Origin of the sequence: Pseudomonas sp. Bout1 (genome assembly GCF_034314165.1) — a bacterium.
Taxonomy (GTDB): domain Bacteria; phylum Pseudomonadota; class Gammaproteobacteria; order Pseudomonadales; family Pseudomonadaceae; genus Aquipseudomonas.
In genome coordinates this window covers 1,238,582-1,257,233 of the sequence record NZ_JAVIWK010000001.1, presented here as the reverse complement: position 1 = coordinate 1,257,233, position 18,652 = coordinate 1,238,582, and the positions used below count along the sequence as shown (strand labels likewise).

Here is an 18,652-nt window from a genome sequence, read left to right as displayed (position 1 = left end):
GGGGAGTAGCGAGGGCGCACAGACTAATCAAAACCTCGCTCCTGCCCCATAGGACACGTCTTATTCAACCGGATTCAGGCACACCTCAAGCTCGCGCCGGAACTCGGTCAATGCCTCGCACAGCGTCAACCAGTGCGTTTGCATTTCAGCGTTGCGCTGCTCCCGAATACAAACCTCAAGCGCCACGCAGGCCTTGGCCAGCGCCAATGCATCCACCAGGCAGCAAATGCCCTTCAAACGATGCAGCGACGCCGCCACACGGACCTGGTCTTGATCCGTCATGGCAGCAGCCATCACGTTTTGCTCCTGCTCCAGGCTCCTCGCCAATTCCTGCAACATCCGCTGCAACACCGGCCCGTCGGCTTGGGTCATGGTGCGCAAGGCCTGGATACTGAAGGAGCGTACAGGTGCCACGCGGGCGAGTACCCGCGCCCAGTGTTCAAGGGTGACGGGTTTGACCAGCAGTTCATCCATACCAGCCTCCCTGCAACGCTGCTGTTCATCGTCCAGGGCATTGGCCGTGCACCCCACCAGCGCACTTCGTGGCTTTTGCTCCCGGGTTTCAATCCGGCGTATGGCCTCGCTCAAGGCGTAGCCGGACATGCCCGGCATATTGCAATCGGTGACCAGCACGTCAAATACCTCATGGCGCCAACGCTGCAAGGCCGCCTCCGCCGAGTCGACGGCCTCGACCTGATGGCCGAGGAACTGTAACTGCTGGACCATAACCAAGCGGTTGGCCGGCAGGTCATCCACCACCAGCACTGACAGGCTGCGGCCCGCGAATGGCAACGACACCGCAGGCGACGCCGGCACGTCGTCACTGCTGACCCGGTCAAAGTACAGATCGATACACACGACCGTGCCTTCACCCACCACACTGCTCAACGTGATGCGCCCGCCCATCAACTGCACCAGTTGTTGGCAGATGCTCAAGCCCAGGCCCGTGCCTCCGTGCTCGGCTGCCGTCAGCGCGCTGACCTGAATAAACGGCTTGAACACCCGCGTTTGCTGCTCGATACCGATACCAGGGCCGCTGTCTTCCACGCACAGGTGCAAGTACTCGGCACCTGCCTGGTCACGCTTGCGGGCGACACTGACCCGAACCTCGCCGCGCTGGGTGAACTTGAGCGCGTTGCCCACCAGGTTATGGATAACCTGGCGCAGGCGCAGCGGGTCGAACCAGTAGTGCCCTTGCGCAGCCGGATCGAAGGCGAGGGTCAAGTGCAGGCCCTTTTTCTGCGCCATGGCTTCAAACAGCCGTTGTATGCCCTCGAAGAAACCTTTCAAGTCAGTGGTTTGCGGGGCCAGTTGCAAATGACCGGCTTCAATCTTCGCCAGGTCCAGGCTGTCACCCATCAGGGCAATCAACTCCCGTGCCGAGCGATGGGCGACCCGGATCGCCTCGGACACCGGCTTGCCTTCGGCCAGGGCACGCTCCTGTTCCAGTTCAAGCAGCCCGATGATGGCGGTCATCGGTGTGCGAATTTCGTGGCTCAGGGTCGAGAGAAAGGTGCTTTTGGCGTAGTTCGCCTCGTCCGCCGCCTGGCGTGCGTCCATCAGCTGATTTTCCAGGACCTTGCGTTCGTTGATATCGATCCAGCCACCGAGCAAACCCTGCAATTGGCCCTTGGCATCAAAGAACGGCACCGTCCATTGGTAGACATGAAAGACCCCGCCGTTGAATTCCAGCTGCCGATCGACGAACAGCGACTGTTGTGTCGCCAGTTGTTCCATATGCCCGGCGTGCAGGCGTGTGGCCGTTGCTTCAGGCATCAGGCCGCTCTCCATCAGCGTCAGGCCCTGGATCTGTTCACGCGTGGTAGCCAGTTGCTTTTCATAACTGGTGTTGCAGGTCACCAGGCGCCCGGCCAGATCGCGGACGAACACTGGATTGGGCATGCCGTCCAGCAGTGCGCGCTTGAACGCCAACTGGTCGTTGAGCCGCTGCTCGGCCTGCACGCGCTGGCGAATCTGGCGCTTGAGCCGGCTGTTCCACGCCCACGACACCAGCACCAACAGCAGCGCCATGGCAACTGTCCAATAGGCCCAAGGCGGCACACGCTGCCAGGCGGGCACCGGGATCGGCACGGCGCCCAGCCAACGCAGGCGCAGGGCGCTCAACTCCGCCACCGGCAGCGCTTCCAGGGCCTTATTCAAAATGTTCAGCAGTTCCGGTTGATCCTTGCGCACCGAGAGGCTGTTGACCGACCACTTGCCGTCGACGCTGCGACCTACGCGTAGCCCGTCGGCCGGGTAACTCTGCACCTCCACTTCGGTCTGGATAGTCGCCGCTGCATCCCCCCGAGCTACCAGTTCACGGGCCTGGGCGTAGTTGTCCACGGACTGCAGCTTGATCCCGGGGTGTTCGCGACGGATGTAACCTTCCATGAGATGACGTGCCGGCAGTGCCAGCACCTTGCCTGAAAGCTCGCTCAAACTGGCGACTGGCGGCGCGTCAGCACGTTGAATAAAGACCCAGCCGGAGCCACCAAAACCATGACTGAAATTGAGGAAGGCCTTGCGTTCCTGATTCTCGGCCAGGGTGGTGTTCATGTCCGCCCGGCCCGTTTCCAGCAGCGCCAGGGTTTGTGCCGTGGAGGACACTTCTTCCATGACGAACTGCAGGCCGGTCATGCGTGAAATGCGGTTGAGCAAATCCACATTCAGCCCCACCCATTGGCCGTCCTTGTCCTTGAATACGTAGGGCGACAGTTGCTGGGCCGCCACCACCACATGGGGATGTCGCAGCACCCAGGCCCGCTCCGGGTCCGACAAGGCGATGCGTTCAGCGTCGATGCCCACGCCCAGGCCAGTGGTCCAGCGCGCGAGGATTTCGCGGTGCAGGGACTGATCGATACTCGACAGCGCCTGGTCCATCATCGTCCCCAGCAGCGGGTCGGCCTCACGTGTGGCAAACGCAAAACCAATGGGCGCCAGCCGGCTCTCCACCTTGATCTGCAAGCCCAGGTAAGGTCGCAGCGATTTGTAGGCCCGCACGATCACCTCGTTACCGATAAACGCATCGGCATCGCCTTGCTTCAGTGCTTCCAGGCCACTGTACAGATTCGGTGCCAGCATGATGTGGCTGCCGGGGTACGCCTGATGGACGTTCTTGACGTTGGCGTAGCCGTCCAGCAACACCAACTTCTTGTCCTTGAGGTCGTCGTTCTGGGTGGTGTCATCCCGGCGTACAACCACCACCGAACGGTCTGGCATGTAGTCCTGGGTAAAACGCAGCCCCGGCGCGTCACGCTCATAGCCGTTGGCGCTGGTGAGAATATCGATGGCGCCGCTGCGCAAGGCTTCCACCGCCTGCGCCCGCTCGGAGAAGCCCAGGACTTGCATCGGTGCATTCAGGCGCGCGCCGATCAGGCCCAGGTAGTCGGCGCTGATGCCCTGGTAGCGATTGCGGTCGCGGGTGATATCAATCGGCTGATAGTCATCAATCGAGATGCCCACCTTCAATGGCCGATGCGCCGCCAGCCATTGCTGCTCGCTGGCCGTCAGGGGCATGGGTTCCAGGGCAATGAACGCCGGCACCAGCTTGAACGGCAGGCTGACGGCGGCCAGGCTTGCCGAACCATGGCCAAGCAGCAGCAGGCAGGTGAGCCACACGCACCTTCGGGTAGATAGATACACCGGTCGTGTTTCCTTGGTTATTCTTGTTGGTCGCCGCGCAAGTATGGCTCGCCAGAATGAAAAAGCCCGTCACGAAGACGGGCTTGAACCACCGCGCGAAGCCGCTGGATCAGAGTGGCTTGCCGCGATTGCCGTGCTGGCTGACAAACGCCTGCACTGCTTTGAGGTCATTGGCCAGCACCGTGCAACGTTCTTCACGTTCAAACAGGTCGGTAAGGTGTGGCGGCAGTTCCAGCGCCTTGCCAACGCCCGCCTTCTCCACCGCTTCCGGGAATTTGACCGGGTGCGCGGTGCCAAGGATCACCATCGGGATGTCCAGGCTGCGACGGCATTCACGTGCAGCCTTGACGCCAATGGCGGTGTGCGGGTCCAGCAGCTCGCCGGTCTGGGCGTAGACTTCGGCAATGGTCTGGCAGGTTTCTGCGTCGTCCACGGCCAGGGAGTCGAACAGCTTGCGGGTTTCGGTCCAGCGCTCTTGCTCGACGCTGAAACCGCCACCTTGCTTGAAGCTGTCCATCAGGCCGGCCAGGGCTACGCCGTTGCGACCGTGCATGTCGAACAGCAGGCGTTCGAAGTTCGACGAGACCATGATGTCCATCGACGGCGACAGCGTGGCGTGCAGGGTTTCCTTGACGTACTGGTTGCCGCTCATGAAGCGGTGCAGGATGTCGTTGCGGTTGGTGGCGACGATCAACTGGTTGATCGGCAGGCCCATGTTGCGCGCCAGGTAACCGGCGAAGATGTCGCCGAAGTTGCCGGTAGGCACCGAGAACGACACCGAACGCGCCGGGCCACCCAACTGCAGGGCTGCGTGGAAGTAGTAGACGATCTGGGCCATGATCCGCGCCCAGTTGATCGAGTTCACTGCCACCAGGCGCGTGCCCTTGAGGAAGCTCTGGTCGGCGAAGCTCGCCTTGACCATTTCCTGGCAGTCATCGAAGTTGCCTTCGATGGCGATGTTGTGGATGTTCTCGCCGAAGATCGTGGTCATCTGGCGACGCTGCACTTCCGACACGCGGTTGTGCGGGTGCAGGATGAAGATGTCGACGTTTTCGCAGTGCTTGCAGCCTTCGATCGCCGCCGAGCCGGTATCACCGGAGGTGGCGCCGATGATCACCACGCGCTCGCCGCGTTTTTCCAACACGTAGTCGAGCAGGCGACCCAGCAGTTGCAGGGCAAAATCCTTGAACGCCAGGGTCGGGCCGTGGAACAGCTCCAGGACCCACTCGTTGCCGTTCAGCTGACGCAACGGGGCGATGGCGCTGTGGGAAAACACACCGTACGTCTCTTCCAGAATCTTTTTGAAATCCGCATCCGGAATGCTGCCGGTGACGAACGGGCGCATGACCCTGAACGCCAGCTCGTGGTACGGCAGGCCGGCCCACGAAGCGATTTCTTCCTGGGTGAAACGTGGCAGGTTTTCCGGCACGTACAGGCCGCCGTCAGTGGCCAGACCGGCCAGCAAAACGTCTTCGAAATTCAGGGCCGGTGCCTGGCCGCGGGTACTGATATAACGCATGACTGGCTCCTCTAGAGCTTTCTTGAACAAGGGCCGCCGAACGTGTGGGGCCCTTGTAGCAAAACGATTAGTTCAGGTGTTCGACGCGAATCCGCACCACCGGCCCAACCACGCCCTGCAACGCTTCAAGCGCGGCGATGGCATCGTTGATGTGCTGCTCCAGCACGCGGTGGGTCAGCAGGATCATGGGCACCAGGCCGTCTTGTTCTTCGACTTCCTTCTGCATGATCGATTCAATGTTGATGCCGCGCTCCGACAGGATGCTGGCCACCTGAGCGAGCACGCCCGGGTGATCCTTGGCCTGGATGCGCAGGTAATAGGCACTTTCGCAGGCTTCGATCGGCAGGATCGGGTGGGCCGACAGCGAGTCCGGCTGGAAGGCCAGGTGCGGTACGCGGTTTTCCGGGTCGCTGGTCATGGCGCGGACCACGTCCACCAGATCGGCAATCACCGAGGAAGCCGTAGGCTCCATGCCGGCGCCAGCGCCGTAGAACAGAGTCGAACCGGCAGCGTCACCATTGACCATCACGGCGTTCATCACGCCATTGACGTTGGCGATCAGGCGGTCGGCCGGGATCAGCGTCGGGTGCACACGCAACTCGATGCCGGCCGGGGTGCTGCGCGCCACACCGAGGTGCTTGATGCGGTAGCCCAGGGCTTCGGCGTAGTTCACGTCGGCGGTGGTCAGCTTGGTGATGCCTTCGGTGTAGGCCTTGTCGAACTGCAGCGGGATACCAAAGGCGATGGACGCCAGGATGGTCAGCTTGTGGGCCGCGTCGATGCCTTCCACGTCGAAGGTCGGGTCGGCTTCGGCGTAACCCAGGGCCTGGGCTTCGGCCAGCACGTCTTCGAAGGTACGGCCCTTCTCACGCATTTCGGTGAGGATGAAGTTACCGGTGCCGTTGATGATGCCGGCCACCCAGTTGATGCGGTTGGCCGAGAGGCCTTCACGGATCGCCTTGATCACCGGAATGCCACCGGCCACGGCGGCTTCGAACGCTACGATCACGCCCTTCTCGCGGGCCTTGGCGAAGATTTCGTTACCGTGAACGGCGATCAGCGCCTTGTTGGCGGTGACCACGTGCTTGCCGTTTTCGATGGCCTTGAGCACCAGCTCACGGGCCACGGTGTAGCCGCCAACCAGTTCGATGACGATGTCGATTTCAGGGTTGGTCGCGACGTCGAAGACATCGTTGGTAATTGCAATACCGGTCGTTTGGAACTGAGGCTTTGGCGTACGCGTGGCAATTTGTGCCACTTCAATCCCACGCCCTGCACGGCGGGAAATTTCTTCAGCGTTACGCTGAAGTACGTTCAAGGTGCCGCCACCGACGGTCCCTAACCCACAGATGCCTACTTTGACCGGTTTCACTGAAGAACTCCCCATGAAACGGCCGACTCAAGGTCGGCCGTGAAAACAGCCGCACAACTGCGGCTCTCTGTTAATGACCCGCCGAATGGTCAGCGAATCATGATCGTCAAAGGCTCGACGATAATGCTTACTTTGCGTTCAGCGCCAGTTTGGCAACTTGCGGCGCAGGCTGGTAGCCCGGAATCACCTGGCCGTCAGCCAAAACGATGGCCGGCGTACCGTTCACACCAATCGACTGGCCGAGGGCGAACTGCTTGGAAACCGGGTTCGCGCACTTGGCGGCCTTGATTTCCTTGCCATCAACCATCTTGTCCATGGCGGCTTTCTTGTCGGCCGAACACCAGACGGCTTGCAACTGCTCGTCACCCGGTGAACCCAGGCCCTGGCGCGGGAACGCCACGTAGCGCACTTCAACGCCGAGCTTGTTCAGCTCAGGCACTTCGGCGTGCAGCTTGTGGCAGTACGGGCAGGTGGTGTCGGTGAACACGGTGATGTGGGTCTTGGTTTCGCCGATGGCCGGGTACACCACGGTTTCTGCAACCGGAATGCCATTGATCAGCTTGGATACGCCCAGTCGTTCGGCTTTCTCGGTGAGGTTCACCGGCTTGCCGTCTTTCAACTGGAACAGGTAGCCCTGGACGATGTACTGGCCATCGGCGCTGGCGTACAGCACGCGGCTGCCCTTGAGCTTGACTTCATACAGGCCGGCCATCGGGCTGACGCTGATGCTTTCAATCGGGGTGTCGAGCTGGAGGGCTTCCAGGCTCTTGCGGATTGTCTTCTCGGCGGCGTCGTCGGCGACGGCAAAGGTTGAGACCAACGCAATGGCTGCGATGGCAAAAATCTGGGTCAAGCGCATGGGAACTCCTGAAGGCAGATGCAGGGACGGGAGCAGGAACACCGATCTTCAAACACGGGTTGGGGCCGTCCCCTTTGCGAACCGGCAAAGCCTACCACAGTTGGGCCGCAGGGCAGCCAGTCGCGGGGAAATTGGGCCTTTTGCGGCGTGATTTTCATCCCCGGGGGTGGTGCTTGGCGTGCATGTCCTGCAAACGTGCCCGCGCCACGTGGGTGTAGATCTGGGTGGTGGATAAGTCGCTGTGGCCCAAGAGCATTTGAACCACACGCAAATCTGCGCCGTGGTTGAGCAAATGGGTGGCGAAGGCATGGCGCAACGTGTGGGGCGACAGCGACTTGCCGATGCCCGCGACCTTGGCCTGGTGCTTGATGCGATGCCAGAAGGTCTGGCGAGTCATTTGCTCACCGCGCTGGCTGGGGAACAGCACATCACTGGGGCGACCGTTGAGCAACTCGCTGCGGGCGTCGCGCATATAGCGTTCGATCCAAACGATCGCCTCTTCGCCCATCGGTACCAGGCGCTCCTTGCTGCCCTTGCCCATCACGCGCAATACACCCTGGCGCAGGTTGACCTGTTCCAGGGTCAGGCTGATCAGTTCGGTGACACGCAGACCGCAGGCATAAAGCACTTCGAGCATGGCGCGGTCGCGCTGGCCGATGGCTTCGCTCAAGTCGGGCGCGGCCAGCAAGGCTTCGACGTCGGCTTCCGACAGGGATTTGGGCAATGGCCGGCCCAACTGCGGCATATCAATTTGCAGGGTTGGGTCGATAGCGATCAGCTTTTCCCGCAGCAGGTAGCGATAGAAGCCACGTACGCCCGAGAGAAAACGCGCAGTGGAGCGGGGTTTGTAGTTTTGCTCCAGGCGCCAGGACAGGTGGTCGAGGATCAGCTCGCGACCGGCGTTGAGCAGCTCGAGGTTTTTCTCCTGCAGCCAGCCATTGAACAACGCCAGGTCGCTGCGGTAGGCCTGGCGGGTGTTGTCGGACAGGCCTTTTTCCAACCAGAGGGCATCGAGGAAGCGGTCTATCTGTGGGTGGTCAATGGCAGGCATGGGGGCTCAAGCAGGAAAAGGTAATGTCGATAGATCCTATCGCGACCGCTCAAATCGCGGGCACAAAAAAGCAGCCCGTAGGCTGCTTTTTTCTGCATCGGGAAGCTGGACTTAAGCCAGTTTTTCCTTGATGCGAGCTGCTTTACCGGACAGGTCACGCAGGTAGTACAGCTTGGCTTTACGTACGTCACCGCGACGTTTAACGGCCATGCTGTCGATTTGCGGGCTGTAGGTCTGGAAAGTACGCTCTACGCCAACACCGTTGGAGATTTTACGAACAGTGAAAGCACTGTTCACACCACGGTTACGCTTGGCAATTACCACGCCTTCGAACGCTTGCAGACGCGAACGGTCGCCTTCCTTCACTTTCACCTGAACGACAATAGTGTCGCCCGGGGCAAAGGTAGGGATCTCTTTGGTCATCTGCTCTGCTTCGAGTGCAAGGATGATTTTGTTAGTCATGCTGTGCTCCTAAGGTAAGTCATCGGACCTACCATCGATACGTTGTTAACTATCGTCCCGCGCGAGGATGTATTCCTCGAGCAGCTTCTTCTCTTCTCCAGAAAGCGAGCGGCTTTCCAGAAGATCGGCGCGTCGTTCATAGGTCCGCCCGAGGGACTGCTGTAAACGCCAACGCCGGATGTGTGCGTGATTGCCACTTAGCAATACGTCGGGAACACGCTGATCCGCATACACCTCCGGTCGGGTGTAGTGCGGGCAATCCAGCAAACCATCCGTGAAGGAATCTTCCTCCGCGGAGTCCGCATGCCCTAAAGCTCCAGGCAGCAGTCGTGTAACCGCATCTATCAGGACCATCGCCGGCAGCTCGCCGCCAGACAGGACATAGTCCCCAATCGACCACTCTTCATCGACATGAGCGTCAATAAAACGCTCGTCAATGCCTTCATAGCGACCGGCAATCAGGATTAAGCTTGCCTGATTCGCCAACTCGCGCACCGCCGACTGATTCAGCTGACGGCCTTGAGGGGACAGGTAAATTACCTTCGCCTTCTCCCCGGCAGCTGCCTTGGCCTGAACCAACGCGTCTTCCAGGGGCTTGATCTTCATCACCATGCCCGGGCCACCGCCAAATGGGCGATCGTCCACAGTGTGATGTCGATCCGTCGTGTAGTCTCGCGGGTTCCAACAGGTCAGCTGCAAGAGCCCCTGTTTCACCGCCCGACTGGTGATGCCGTACTCGCTGATGGCGGAGAACATCTCGGGAAACAAACTGATCACTTCTACGCGCAAATTAGCCACGTTTAGAAGTCCGCGTCCCATTCCACCTTCATCTCGCCCGCTGCCAGGTCGACGGCCAACACGCATTGCTCGGTATAGGGCAACAGGCGTTCGCGATCATCCAGGCTGCCAGCGCAAGGCTTGACCACCATTACATCATTGGCGCCGGTTTCCAGAAGATGATCGATTTTCCCGAACAATTGCCCGAGTTGATCAATAACCTTCAGACCTTCCAGCTGGTACCAGTAGTACTCGCCGTCGGTCAATTCAGGGAACAGGTTGCGCGGCACGCAGATCTCATAACCGGCCAGAAGACGAGCTTCTTCACGATCATCAAGACCCTTGAGCTTTGCGACCAGGAACTTGTCGCTCCCGCGTCCACTGACCAGCTCTACCTGTTTCACACTACCTTCGCGCTTGAGCGTCCAGGTCTTGTACTGCAACAGGTTTTCAGTCGGATCAGTAAAGGAATACACCTTCACTTCGCCGCGAACGCCATGAACAGAATAAATCTTGCCGATAACGATCAAATCATCAGCAACCGCTGGCGTCGCGTTCATATTGCTCAGGCCGCAGCCTTAGATGCATCCTTCAACAACTGAGCAACGCGCTCAGAAGGTTGTGCACCAACGCTCAGCCAGTAGGCTACGCGCTCTTGGTTCACGGACAGACGAACTTCTTGACCACGAGCAACAGGGTTGAAGAAACCAACCTGTTCCTTGTGCGAACCGTCGCGCGGGTTGCGGCTGTCGGTTACGGTCAAGTGGTAAAACGGGCGCTTTTTGGAGCCGCCAAGGGCAAGACGGATTGTTAGCATGTGAACATCGTTCCTGTAGTCGGTGCTGCAAATCTAAATGCACAGCGGGCATAGGTGCCCGAAAGGCCGCATATTCTAAGGAATATCCGGACTTTTGCAAATGTCTTTTTCTGGCGCCTATCAGCGTGCCATTCAGATCTGCTATAGAGCCGTCGGTTAAAACGGCCAGTCAGCTCCCGCCAAGTGCGGGTTTGCTGGAGATCCCGCATCCCTGCGGGTCGGAGCAAAAGCGAACTTTTGCTCGAATTCTTTACATTTTCGGCATGCCGCCGCCGGGCAACATACCGCCCATGCCGCGCATCATCTTGGCCATTCCGCCTTTTGCGGAGAACTTCTTCATCATCTTCTGCATCTGCTTGTGCTGCTTGATCAAGCGACCGATGTCCTGCACCTGGGTGCCGGAACCCATGGCGATCCGACGTTTGCGCGAACCACTGATCAGCTCAGGGTCGCGGCGCTCGGCCGGGGTCATGGAATTGATGATGGCTTCCATCTGCTTGAACTGCTTCTCCGCCGCACCCTGGGCATTGCCCATTTGCGCCAGGTTCACACCGCCCATGTTCGGCAGCTTGTCCATCAGGCCGCCAAGGCCGCCCATGTTCTTCATCTGTTGCAGCTGGTCACGGAAGTCTTCGAGGTCGAAGCCCTTGCCCTTCTTCAACTTTTTAGCCAGCTTCTCGGCTTTGTCCTTGTCGAGGGTCGCTTCAGCTTGCTCGATCAGGCTGAGCACGTCGCCCATGCCAAGGATACGCGAGGCGATCCGCTCGGGGTGGAACGGCTCGAGCGCGTCGCTCTTCTCGCCCATACCGATGAACTTGATCGGCTTGCCGGTAATCGCACGAACGGACAGTGCTGCACCGCCACGGGCGTCGCCGTCGACCTTGGTCAGGATCACACCGGTCAACGGCAGCGCATCGCCAAAGGCCTTGGCGGTGTTGGCCGCATCCTGGCCGGTCATGGCGTCGACCACAAACAGGGTTTCTACCGGGTTGATCGCGGCATGCAGCGCCTTGATCTCGCCCATCATCTCTTCATCGATGTGCAGGCGACCGGCGGTATCGACGATAACCACGTCGATGAATTTCAGCTTGGCTTCTTTAATAGCCGCCTGGGCAATATCGACCGGCTTCTGGCTCAGGTCGGACGGGAAGAAGGTTACGCCTACTTCGCCCGCGAGCATTTCCAGCTGCTTAATCGCCGCAGGACGGTAAACGTCCGCAGACACCACCATCACCGACTTCTTCTTGCGCTCTTTAAGGAAGCGCGCCAGCTTGCCGGCGGTGGTGGTCTTGCCCGCACCTTGCAGGCCGGCCATCAGCACAACGGCTGGCGGCACGGCGCTGAGGTTCAAATCTTCGTTGGCCGCGCCCATCAGGCTTTCGAGTTCGGCCTGGACGATCTTCACAAACGCCTGGCCCGGGGTCAGGCTGCGGGACACTTCGGTGCCCACCGCGCGCTCTTTGACCGAGTTGACGAAGTCTTTCACCACCGGCAAGGCGACGTCGGCTTCCAGCAACGCCATGCGCACTTCACGCAGGGTGTCTTTAATATTGTCCTCGGTCAGCTTGGCCTTGCCGGTGACATGGCGCAGCGTCTGCGAGAGACGGTCAGTCAGATTTTCAAACATGCGCGATCCTTTCAGGCCCTATTCATCGAAATGCGTTGGTAGACCGAGGTAATGGCGGCCCAGGCTGTGGTAAATCGCTATTAAAAACAGCGCTCGGCGAGCCTGCGGCGTGGGCAGGTCGCGGATTATAGCGAAGACTGCCGCCATGCACACCCGCTGTCTGGCCTGAGAGTCTTTCGTGTTACGCAGGGGTATGCCAAACTCAGCGCCTTTCGGGCCTGCTTAACAGGATTTATGCTCCCTTTGTCACCCAGTTTGCTACCCAGCCTCGCCGCCGCCATCTTGTATGCCGCTGCGACCCTCTATCAGGGCACTCGTCTGGCCCAAGGCGCCAAGGCCGACAAACGCCTGTTGGTAGGCCTTGGCGTCCTCGCCCTGCTGGCCCACGCGGCCAGCCTGTTCACGCACTTGATGACGCCGGTCGGCCTGGGCCTGGATTTTTTCAGTGCCGCCAGCCTGATTGCCGCCGCGGTGATCGCGCTGACGCTGATGGCCTGCTACCGGATCCCGGTGGAGAACCTGCTGGTGCTGTTGTTCCCGCTCGGGGTGCTGACGGTGCTGCTGGCGCAATTCACCCCGACCGGCACCGTGCAGGTCATTGATGAAGAGCCGGGCATCCTCGCGCACATCCTGTTGTCGATCCTCGCCTACGGCATGTTCACCATCGCGGTGTTCCAGGCTTTGCTGCTGCTGTTGCAAGACCACCAGCTCAAGCACAAGCACCCGTCCGGGCTGATCAAGAACTTCCCGCCGCTGCAAACCATGGAAAGCCTGCTGTTCGGCTTCCTCTGGGCCGGCTGGACGCTGTTGTCGCTGTCGCTGATCTCTGGCTGGCTGTTCGTCGAGAACCTGTTCGCCCAGCACCTGGTGCACAAAACCCTGCTGGCGTGCCTGGCCTGGGTGGTGTTCAGTGTATTGCTGTGGGGCCGCAACCACCTTGGCTGGCGCGGGCACAAGGCGATCCGCTGGACCCTGGCCGGTTTTTGCCTGCTGATGCTGGCCTATTTCGGCAGCAAGCTGGTTCGCGAATACATCCTGCATATCTGACGGGCAGCCAACATGGACAACTTGCCCTTGGGGCCGATGCTTGCGGTAGTAGCCTTGCTGGTTTTATGGTCGGCGCTGTTTACCGCCATCGAAGCCGCCCAGCAACATTTGCTGGCACTGCGCCCCGGCACCCGCCAGGGTGACAAAGCCGCCACCCGCCTGAACTTCCCGCGCAACAGCCTGATCCTGTGCAACACCCTGTGCCGTTCGGTGGTGGTGATTCTCTGCACCCTGCTGGCGATCTACGCCTGGGCGGAAAACGGCCCGTGGCTCGGCTGGGTGATCTCCAGCGCAACCCTGCTGGTGCTGGCCGATTACCTGCCGCGAATCCTGGCCACTCGCCACCCGCAAACCATCCTCGGCTTCGGCAATACGCTGCTGAACGTGCCGCTGAAAATCCTTTACCCGCTGGCCTGGTTGCTCAACGGCGTCAGCCTGTTGCTGTTGCGCCCGTTCGCCCGCAAGCCCGGCCTGGTCAAGCACAGCGACGAGCCGCAGCCGGACCACGACGACGAACCGCAAGCCGAAACGCCCAACTCCCGCGCCCCGGGCATGCCGGGCATTCACGCGCTGGACAACATCACCGTGAATGACATCCTGGTGCCCCGCAGCGAAGTGGACGGCATCAACCTGGATGACTCGATAGAAGAAATCATCGAGCAACTGCGGGTTTCCACGCGCACCCGGTTGCCGGTGTTCCACAGCGATATCAACCAGGTCGAAGCGGTGCTCAACACTCGGCAGGTCCGCCACCTGCTGCCCAACGCCAGCCTGACCAAGGAAGCGCTGCTGGAAGCCTGCCACGAGCCCTACTTCGTCCCGGAAAGCACGCCGCTGCAACTGCAATTGCTGAACTTCCACAAACAACAACGCCGCCTGGGCATGGTGGTGGACGAATACGGAGAAGTGCTGGGCATCGTGACCCTGGAAGACATTCTTGAAGAAATCGTCGGTGAGTTCGAAAGCGAGCACCACCTCGACAACCCGCACATCCAGCCGCAACCGGATGGCCGCTACGTGATCGACGGCGCCGCCTCGATTCGTGACTTGAACAAAACCCTCGGCTGGCACCTGCCCAGCGACGGCCCCAAGACCCTCAACGGCCTGGTGACCGAAGCGCTGGAGACCATCCCGGACTGCGCCGTATGCCTGAAAATCGGCCGCTACCGCTTGGAAATCCTCGAAACCGAGGACAACCGTGTGGCCAAGGTACTGATCTGGTACCTGTAGGAACGCGCTTGCTCGCGAAAAACCTCAGAGTGGCGTTGGCTGTCAGGTTCCCCGTGTTATCGTTAACGAGCATCGCGAGCAAGCTCGCTCCTACAGGGGCAGGCGCCGCCATGTTGTGTCTGACCGGTGCGTGCTCCCATCCCGAGCCGCCCCGCGCGCAACCCTGATCCACGGGTGTTCGACCAATAATAATCCGCGTTCAAACGCGCAATGACCGTCAGGGATACCTCAATGAGCACCACCTATAACGAGTCGGCGACCGCCGCCCCGACCAACTCGACGGCCCGGGTCGCTACCGCGAGCATCATCGGCACCGCCATCGAGTTCTACGACTTCTATATCTACGCGACCGCCGCTGCCCTGGTGATCGGCCCCGTGTTCTTCCCGCAAACCTCCGGCACGGCGCAGATGCTTGCCTCGTTCCTGACCTTCGGTATCGCGTTTATCGCGCGGCCCCTGGGTTCGGCGCTGTTCGGTCATTTCGGTGACCGGATCGGCCGCAAGTCGACACTGGTCGCCTCCTTGCTGCTGATGGGCGTGTGCACCACGCTGATCGGCTTGCTGCCCGGTTACGACAGCATCGGGGCCTGGGCGCCGATCCTGCTCTGCGTGCTGCGCTTCGGCCAGGGCCTCGGGCTTGGCGGCGAATGGGGTGGCGCGGCGTTGCTGGCCACCGAGAACGCACCGAAAGGCAAACGCGCCTGGTTCGGCATGTTCCCGCAACTGGGCCCGTCGATTGGCTTTTTGGCGGCTAACGGGCTGTTCCTGATCCTGGCCATGAACCTGAATGACGAGCAGTTCCGCAGTTGGGGCTGGCGCATTCCGTTCATCCTCAGCGCGGCGCTGGTGATGGTCGGCCTGTATGCGCGGCTCAAGCTGCATGAAACCCCGGTGTTCGCGAATGCCGTGGCTAAAGAGGCGCCGGTAAAGGTGCCGCTGGTGGAACTGTTCAGCCAGCATTGGCTGCCGGTGCTGCTGGGCGCCGCGTCGATGGTGGTGTGTTATGCGCTGTTCTATATCACCACGGCGTTTTCACTGAGCTACGGCGTGTCCACGCTGGGCTACAGCCGTGAGACCTTCCTCGGCCTGCTGTGCTTCGCGGTGCTGTTCATGGGCGCCGCGACACCGCTGGCGGCGTGGGCAAGCGACCGTTACGGGCGTAAGCCGGTGCTGATTGTGGGGGCTATTCTGACCATCCTCTCCGGTTTCACCATGGAACCGCTGCTGACCCACGGTTCAACCTGGGCCGTGGCGCTGTTCCTGGCGCTGGAGCTGTTTTTGATGGGCGTGACATTTGCCCCGATGGGCGCGATGTTGCCGGAACTGTTCCCGACCCGCGTGCGTTATACCGGCGCTTCGGCGGCGTATAACCTGGGCGGGATTGTGGGTGCATCGGCCGCACCGTTCTTCGCAACCAAGCTGGTGGCGATGGGCGGTTTGAGTTATGTGGGCGGGTATGTGTCGGCGGCAGCGGTGATCAGCTTGATTGCTGTCTTGTGCCTGAAAGAGACGCGCAATAACGACTTGAATCGCGTTAGCTGATAGACCGCCATCGCGGGCAAGCCCGGCTCCCACATTTGGAATGCATTTCCCTGTGGGAGCCGGGCTTGCCCGCGATGGGCGCGACTCGGCTACAGCTCTACAACAACCGCCTTCGAAGCACGGGTAGCTTTAGCCCGGGCAGCCTCAATCGACTCATCCCGCGCCAACGCCACGCCCATACGGCGCTGGCCGTTCACTTGCGGCTTGCCAAACAGACGCAACGCCGTATCCGGCTCGCTCAAGGCTGCACCCAGGTTGGAAAAAGCCGTCTGGGTCGACTGCCCCTCCACCAGGATCACCGCCGAAGCCGAAGGCCCGAACTGACGGATCAACGGGATTGGCAGGCCGAGAATTGCCCGCGCATGCAAGGCGAACTGCGACAAGTCCTGGGAAATCAGGGTCACCAGGCCAGTGTCATGGGGGCGCGGCGACACTTCGCTGAACCACACCTGATCACCCTTGATAAACAGCTCAACGCCAAACAGACCGCGGCCACCCAAGGCCTCGGTCACGGCTTTGGCAACGCGCTCGGATTCCGCCAGGGCAACCGGGCTCATGGCCTGTGGCTGCCAGGATTCCTGGTAGTCGCCTTTCTCCTGACGGTGACCGACTGGCGCGCAGAAGGTAGTGCCGCCGATGTGGCGCACGGTCAGCAGGGTGATTTCGTAGTCGAAGTCGATAAAGCCTTCGATGATCACCCGGCCCTTGCCGGCACGGCCGCCTTCCTGGGCGTAATCCCAGGCTTTTTGCACATCGTCGGCACTGCGCAGCAGGCTCTGGCCCTTGCCCGACGAACTCATCACCGGCTTGACCACACACGGGAAGCCCAGGTCGGTGACGGCCTTGCTATAGTCCTCGAAGGTGTCGGCGAAGTGGTACGGCGAGGTCGGCAGGTCCAGCTCTTCAGCGGCCAGACGACGGATGCCTTCGCGGTTCATGGTCAGCAACGTCGCGCGGGCGGTAGGGATCACGGTGAAGCCTTCGGCTTCCAGCTCCACCAGGGTGGCGGTGGCGATCGCTTCGATTTCCGGCACGATGAAGTGCGGCTTTTCGGCTTCGATCACGGCACGCAGGGCGGCGCCATCGAGCATGTTGATCACGTGGCTGCGATGGGCAACCTGCATGGCCGGCGCGTTGGCGTAGCGATCCACGGCAATCACTTCAACGCCCAGGCGTTGCAGCTCGATTACCACTTCCTTGCCCAGCTCACCGCAGCCACACAGCATTACGCGGGTCGCGGTTGGCGACAATGGAGTTCCGATTCGGGTCATCTCAGGTCCTCAGGGGAGCGGATCATGGGGAGAAAGGCCGGCATTTTACATGAACTGTAAAGATTGGCTTCAGTTGGCGACGCGCTGGCGCCGCAAACGCCAGGCCATGGCTAGCCACACCACGGTAACCCCGGCGAATTTCGAGACCAGGGCGGTGCCGGCCACGGCAGGCGTGAGCGCGCCGATCAGGCCGAAAAAGATAAAGGTATCGAGGGGAATGCTCAGCGCCGAACTTATCCACAGGCGGTCGTGGAGCGGGCGCTTGGTAATGCTGAACACAAGCCAGTCGATGCACTCGGACACCGCGAACGCCGTGGCGCTGGCCAGGGCGATGGAAGGGTCGGAGGTAATATAGGACAGCACCAGCGCCGCCAGCATGGCGATAATCGCGCCATGGCCGAAGCGGGTTTGCACCATGTCCCGCAGGACAAACACCAAGCCGCCCCAGGCAGACCAGATGACGTCCAGGTGCGGGGCGGTGGAAAAAGCGAAATTGATCAGCACGACGCTGCTGATGTAGGCAATCAGGAAGAACATGGGGCGAGGGACCTGTGAACAAGGGGCACAGGGTACTTCACATTTCGAAATATGTCGTCTGAGAGGGCCCTATCGCAGGCAAGCCAGCTCCCACATTTAGATGTATTCACAGTTCAAAATGTGGGAGCGGGCTTGCCCGCGATGGCATCAGGTCAGGCGCCGGACTTCCCAGGAATCATCCAAAGCAGCCCACTCGCCTTCGCCCGCTCATGGCACAACCCCAGCACCACCCGGCGCTCGGTGTTGTCCATGCGGCTCCAGCGGGTGATTTCATCCACCGTCCGCTGGCAGCCAGTGCAGATATCATCGTCATCCAGCGCGCAAATGCTCACGCAGGGCGAGGCGACGGGTCGTTCTACCGGGTTCATTCTTCCTGCTCAACCAGATCACGGGCATACCGCTGGGAGTTATGCACATAGTGCGCAGCGCTGGCCTCGAGCATCTTCTTCTGCACATCGGTCAATTCCCGCACCACCTTGCCCGGCGAGCCCATCACAAGCGAACCGTCGGGAATTTCCTTGCCTTCACCGATCAGCGAATTGGCGCCGATGATGCAGTGCTTGCCGATCTTCGCCCCGTTAAGAATCACCGCATTGATGCCAATCAGGCTGTAATCGTCGACGGTGCAGCCATGCAGCATGGCGTTGTGGCCGATGGTCACGCCGGTGCCGAGGGTCAGCGGGTAACCCATGTCGGTGTGCATCACGCTGCCGTCCTGCACGTTGCTGTTCTTGCCGATCAGGATCAGTTCGTTGTCGCCGCGCAACACCGCGTTGAACCAGACGTTGGCGCCCTCCGCAAGCTTGACCTTGCCCACCAGCGTGGCATTGGGGGCCACCCAGCTGTTCGGATGGGTTTCGACTCGGGCGTCGCCCAGGCGGTATTTCATAGGTGGATCC

At 60.7% G+C, this 18,652-nt stretch carries 17 protein-coding genes; 3 read left to right on the top strand and 14 right to left on the bottom strand.

Annotated features, from left to right (window positions below):
- Nucleotides 1–60 precede the first annotated feature (60 nt).
- From RGV33_RS05645 to ffh, 10 genes are all read right to left on the bottom strand, one after another.
- The gene (locus RGV33_RS05645) at nucleotides 61–3,642 is read right to left on the bottom strand and encodes a transporter substrate-binding domain-containing protein (protein WP_416152062.1); all 3,582 of its coding nucleotides are present in this window, start codon (nucleotides 3,640–3,642) and stop codon (nucleotides 61–63) included.
- Between the two features lie 109 nt (nucleotides 3,643–3,751).
- Complete coding sequence (gene thrC, locus RGV33_RS05640; protein WP_322143430.1) at nucleotides 3,752–5,161, bottom strand: threonine synthase; 1,410 nt, start codon at nucleotides 5,159–5,161, stop codon at nucleotides 3,752–3,754.
- A 67-nt stretch (nucleotides 5,162–5,228) separates the two neighbouring features.
- Nucleotides 5,229–6,533 (bottom strand): homoserine dehydrogenase, encoded by a 1,305-nt coding sequence (locus RGV33_RS05635; protein WP_322143429.1) that lies wholly within the window; start codon nucleotides 6,531–6,533, stop codon nucleotides 5,229–5,231.
- 127 nt (nucleotides 6,534–6,660) lie between these two features.
- Nucleotides 6,661–7,392 (bottom strand): thioredoxin fold domain-containing protein, encoded by a 732-nt coding sequence (locus RGV33_RS05630; RefSeq protein ID WP_322143428.1) that lies wholly within the window; start codon nucleotides 7,390–7,392, stop codon nucleotides 6,661–6,663.
- 154 nt (nucleotides 7,393–7,546) lie between these two features.
- Nucleotides 7,547–8,443, bottom strand: a complete 897-nt coding sequence (xerD, locus tag RGV33_RS05625; RefSeq protein ID WP_010176826.1) for a site-specific tyrosine recombinase XerD — start codon at nucleotides 8,441–8,443, stop codon at nucleotides 7,547–7,549.
- A 111-nt stretch (nucleotides 8,444–8,554) separates the two neighbouring features.
- Nucleotides 8,555–8,905, bottom strand: a complete 351-nt coding sequence (gene rplS, locus RGV33_RS05620; protein WP_003175895.1) for a 50S ribosomal protein L19 — start codon at nucleotides 8,903–8,905, stop codon at nucleotides 8,555–8,557.
- Between the two features lie 45 nt (nucleotides 8,906–8,950).
- Nucleotides 8,951–9,724, bottom strand: coding sequence for a tRNA (guanosine(37)-N1)-methyltransferase TrmD (gene trmD / locus RGV33_RS05615; protein ID WP_322143427.1), 774 nt, complete (start codon nucleotides 9,722–9,724; stop codon nucleotides 8,951–8,953).
- Nucleotides 9,706–10,242 carry a ribosome maturation factor RimM gene (rimM, locus tag RGV33_RS05610; protein WP_053135622.1) on the bottom strand — a complete coding sequence of 179 codons (537 nt, stop codon included), beginning with the start codon at nucleotides 10,240–10,242 and terminating at the stop codon, nucleotides 9,706–9,708. Before rimM ends, trmD begins: the two co-directional genes overlap by 19 nt.
- A gap of 5 nt (nucleotides 10,243–10,247) precedes the next feature.
- Entirely contained in the window at nucleotides 10,248–10,499 is a 252-nt protein-coding gene (gene rpsP / locus RGV33_RS05605) for a 30S ribosomal protein S16 (RefSeq protein WP_010463010.1), read from the bottom strand.
- A gap of 250 nt (nucleotides 10,500–10,749) precedes the next feature.
- On the bottom strand, nucleotides 10,750–12,126 hold the full coding sequence (ffh, locus tag RGV33_RS05600) for a signal recognition particle protein (RefSeq protein WP_322143426.1): 1,377 nt from the start codon (nucleotides 12,124–12,126) through the stop codon (nucleotides 10,750–10,752).
- 234 nt (nucleotides 12,127–12,360) lie between these two features.
- On the opposite strand from ffh, the gene RGV33_RS05595 reads away from it, so the two are divergent.
- The 3 genes from RGV33_RS05595 (at nucleotide 12,361) to RGV33_RS05585 (ending at nucleotide 15,945) form a co-directional block, all read left to right on the top strand.
- The gene (locus RGV33_RS05595) at nucleotides 12,361–13,173 is read left to right on the top strand and encodes a cytochrome C assembly family protein (protein ID WP_416152061.1); all 813 of its coding nucleotides are present in this window, start codon (nucleotides 12,361–12,363) and stop codon (nucleotides 13,171–13,173) included.
- A gap of 12 nt (nucleotides 13,174–13,185) precedes the next feature.
- Nucleotides 13,186–14,403, top strand: a complete 1,218-nt coding sequence (locus RGV33_RS05590) for a transporter associated domain-containing protein (RefSeq protein ID WP_322143424.1) — start codon at nucleotides 13,186–13,188, stop codon at nucleotides 14,401–14,403.
- Nucleotides 14,404–14,634: 231 nt separating this feature from the next.
- Complete coding sequence (locus RGV33_RS05585; protein ID WP_322143423.1) at nucleotides 14,635–15,945, top strand: MFS transporter; 1,311 nt, start codon at nucleotides 14,635–14,637, stop codon at nucleotides 15,943–15,945.
- 89 nt (nucleotides 15,946–16,034) lie between these two features.
- Here the strand turns inward: RGV33_RS05585 and purT are convergent, their stop codons facing one another.
- The 4 genes from purT to RGV33_RS05565 all read right to left on the bottom strand — a co-directional run bounded on the left by purT (nucleotide 16,035) and on the right by RGV33_RS05565 (nucleotide 18,642).
- Nucleotides 16,035–17,216: a formate-dependent phosphoribosylglycinamide formyltransferase gene (gene purT, locus RGV33_RS05580; protein WP_322143422.1), complete on the bottom strand. Its 1,182-nt coding sequence runs from the start codon at nucleotides 17,214–17,216 to the stop codon at nucleotides 16,035–16,037.
- Nucleotides 17,217–17,285: 69 nt separating this feature from the next.
- Nucleotides 17,286–17,753, bottom strand: a complete 468-nt coding sequence (locus tag RGV33_RS05575) for a hypothetical protein (RefSeq protein ID WP_003209599.1) — start codon at nucleotides 17,751–17,753, stop codon at nucleotides 17,286–17,288.
- A gap of 152 nt (nucleotides 17,754–17,905) precedes the next feature.
- Nucleotides 17,906–18,121, bottom strand: a complete 216-nt coding sequence (locus tag RGV33_RS05570) for a DUF1289 domain-containing protein (RefSeq protein WP_322143421.1) — start codon at nucleotides 18,119–18,121, stop codon at nucleotides 17,906–17,908.
- Nucleotides 18,118–18,642, bottom strand: coding sequence for a gamma carbonic anhydrase family protein (locus RGV33_RS05565; RefSeq protein WP_322143420.1), 525 nt, complete (start codon nucleotides 18,640–18,642; stop codon nucleotides 18,118–18,120). Before RGV33_RS05565 ends, RGV33_RS05570 begins: the two co-directional genes overlap by 4 nt.
- Between the last annotated feature and the right edge of the window lie 10 nt (nucleotides 18,643–18,652).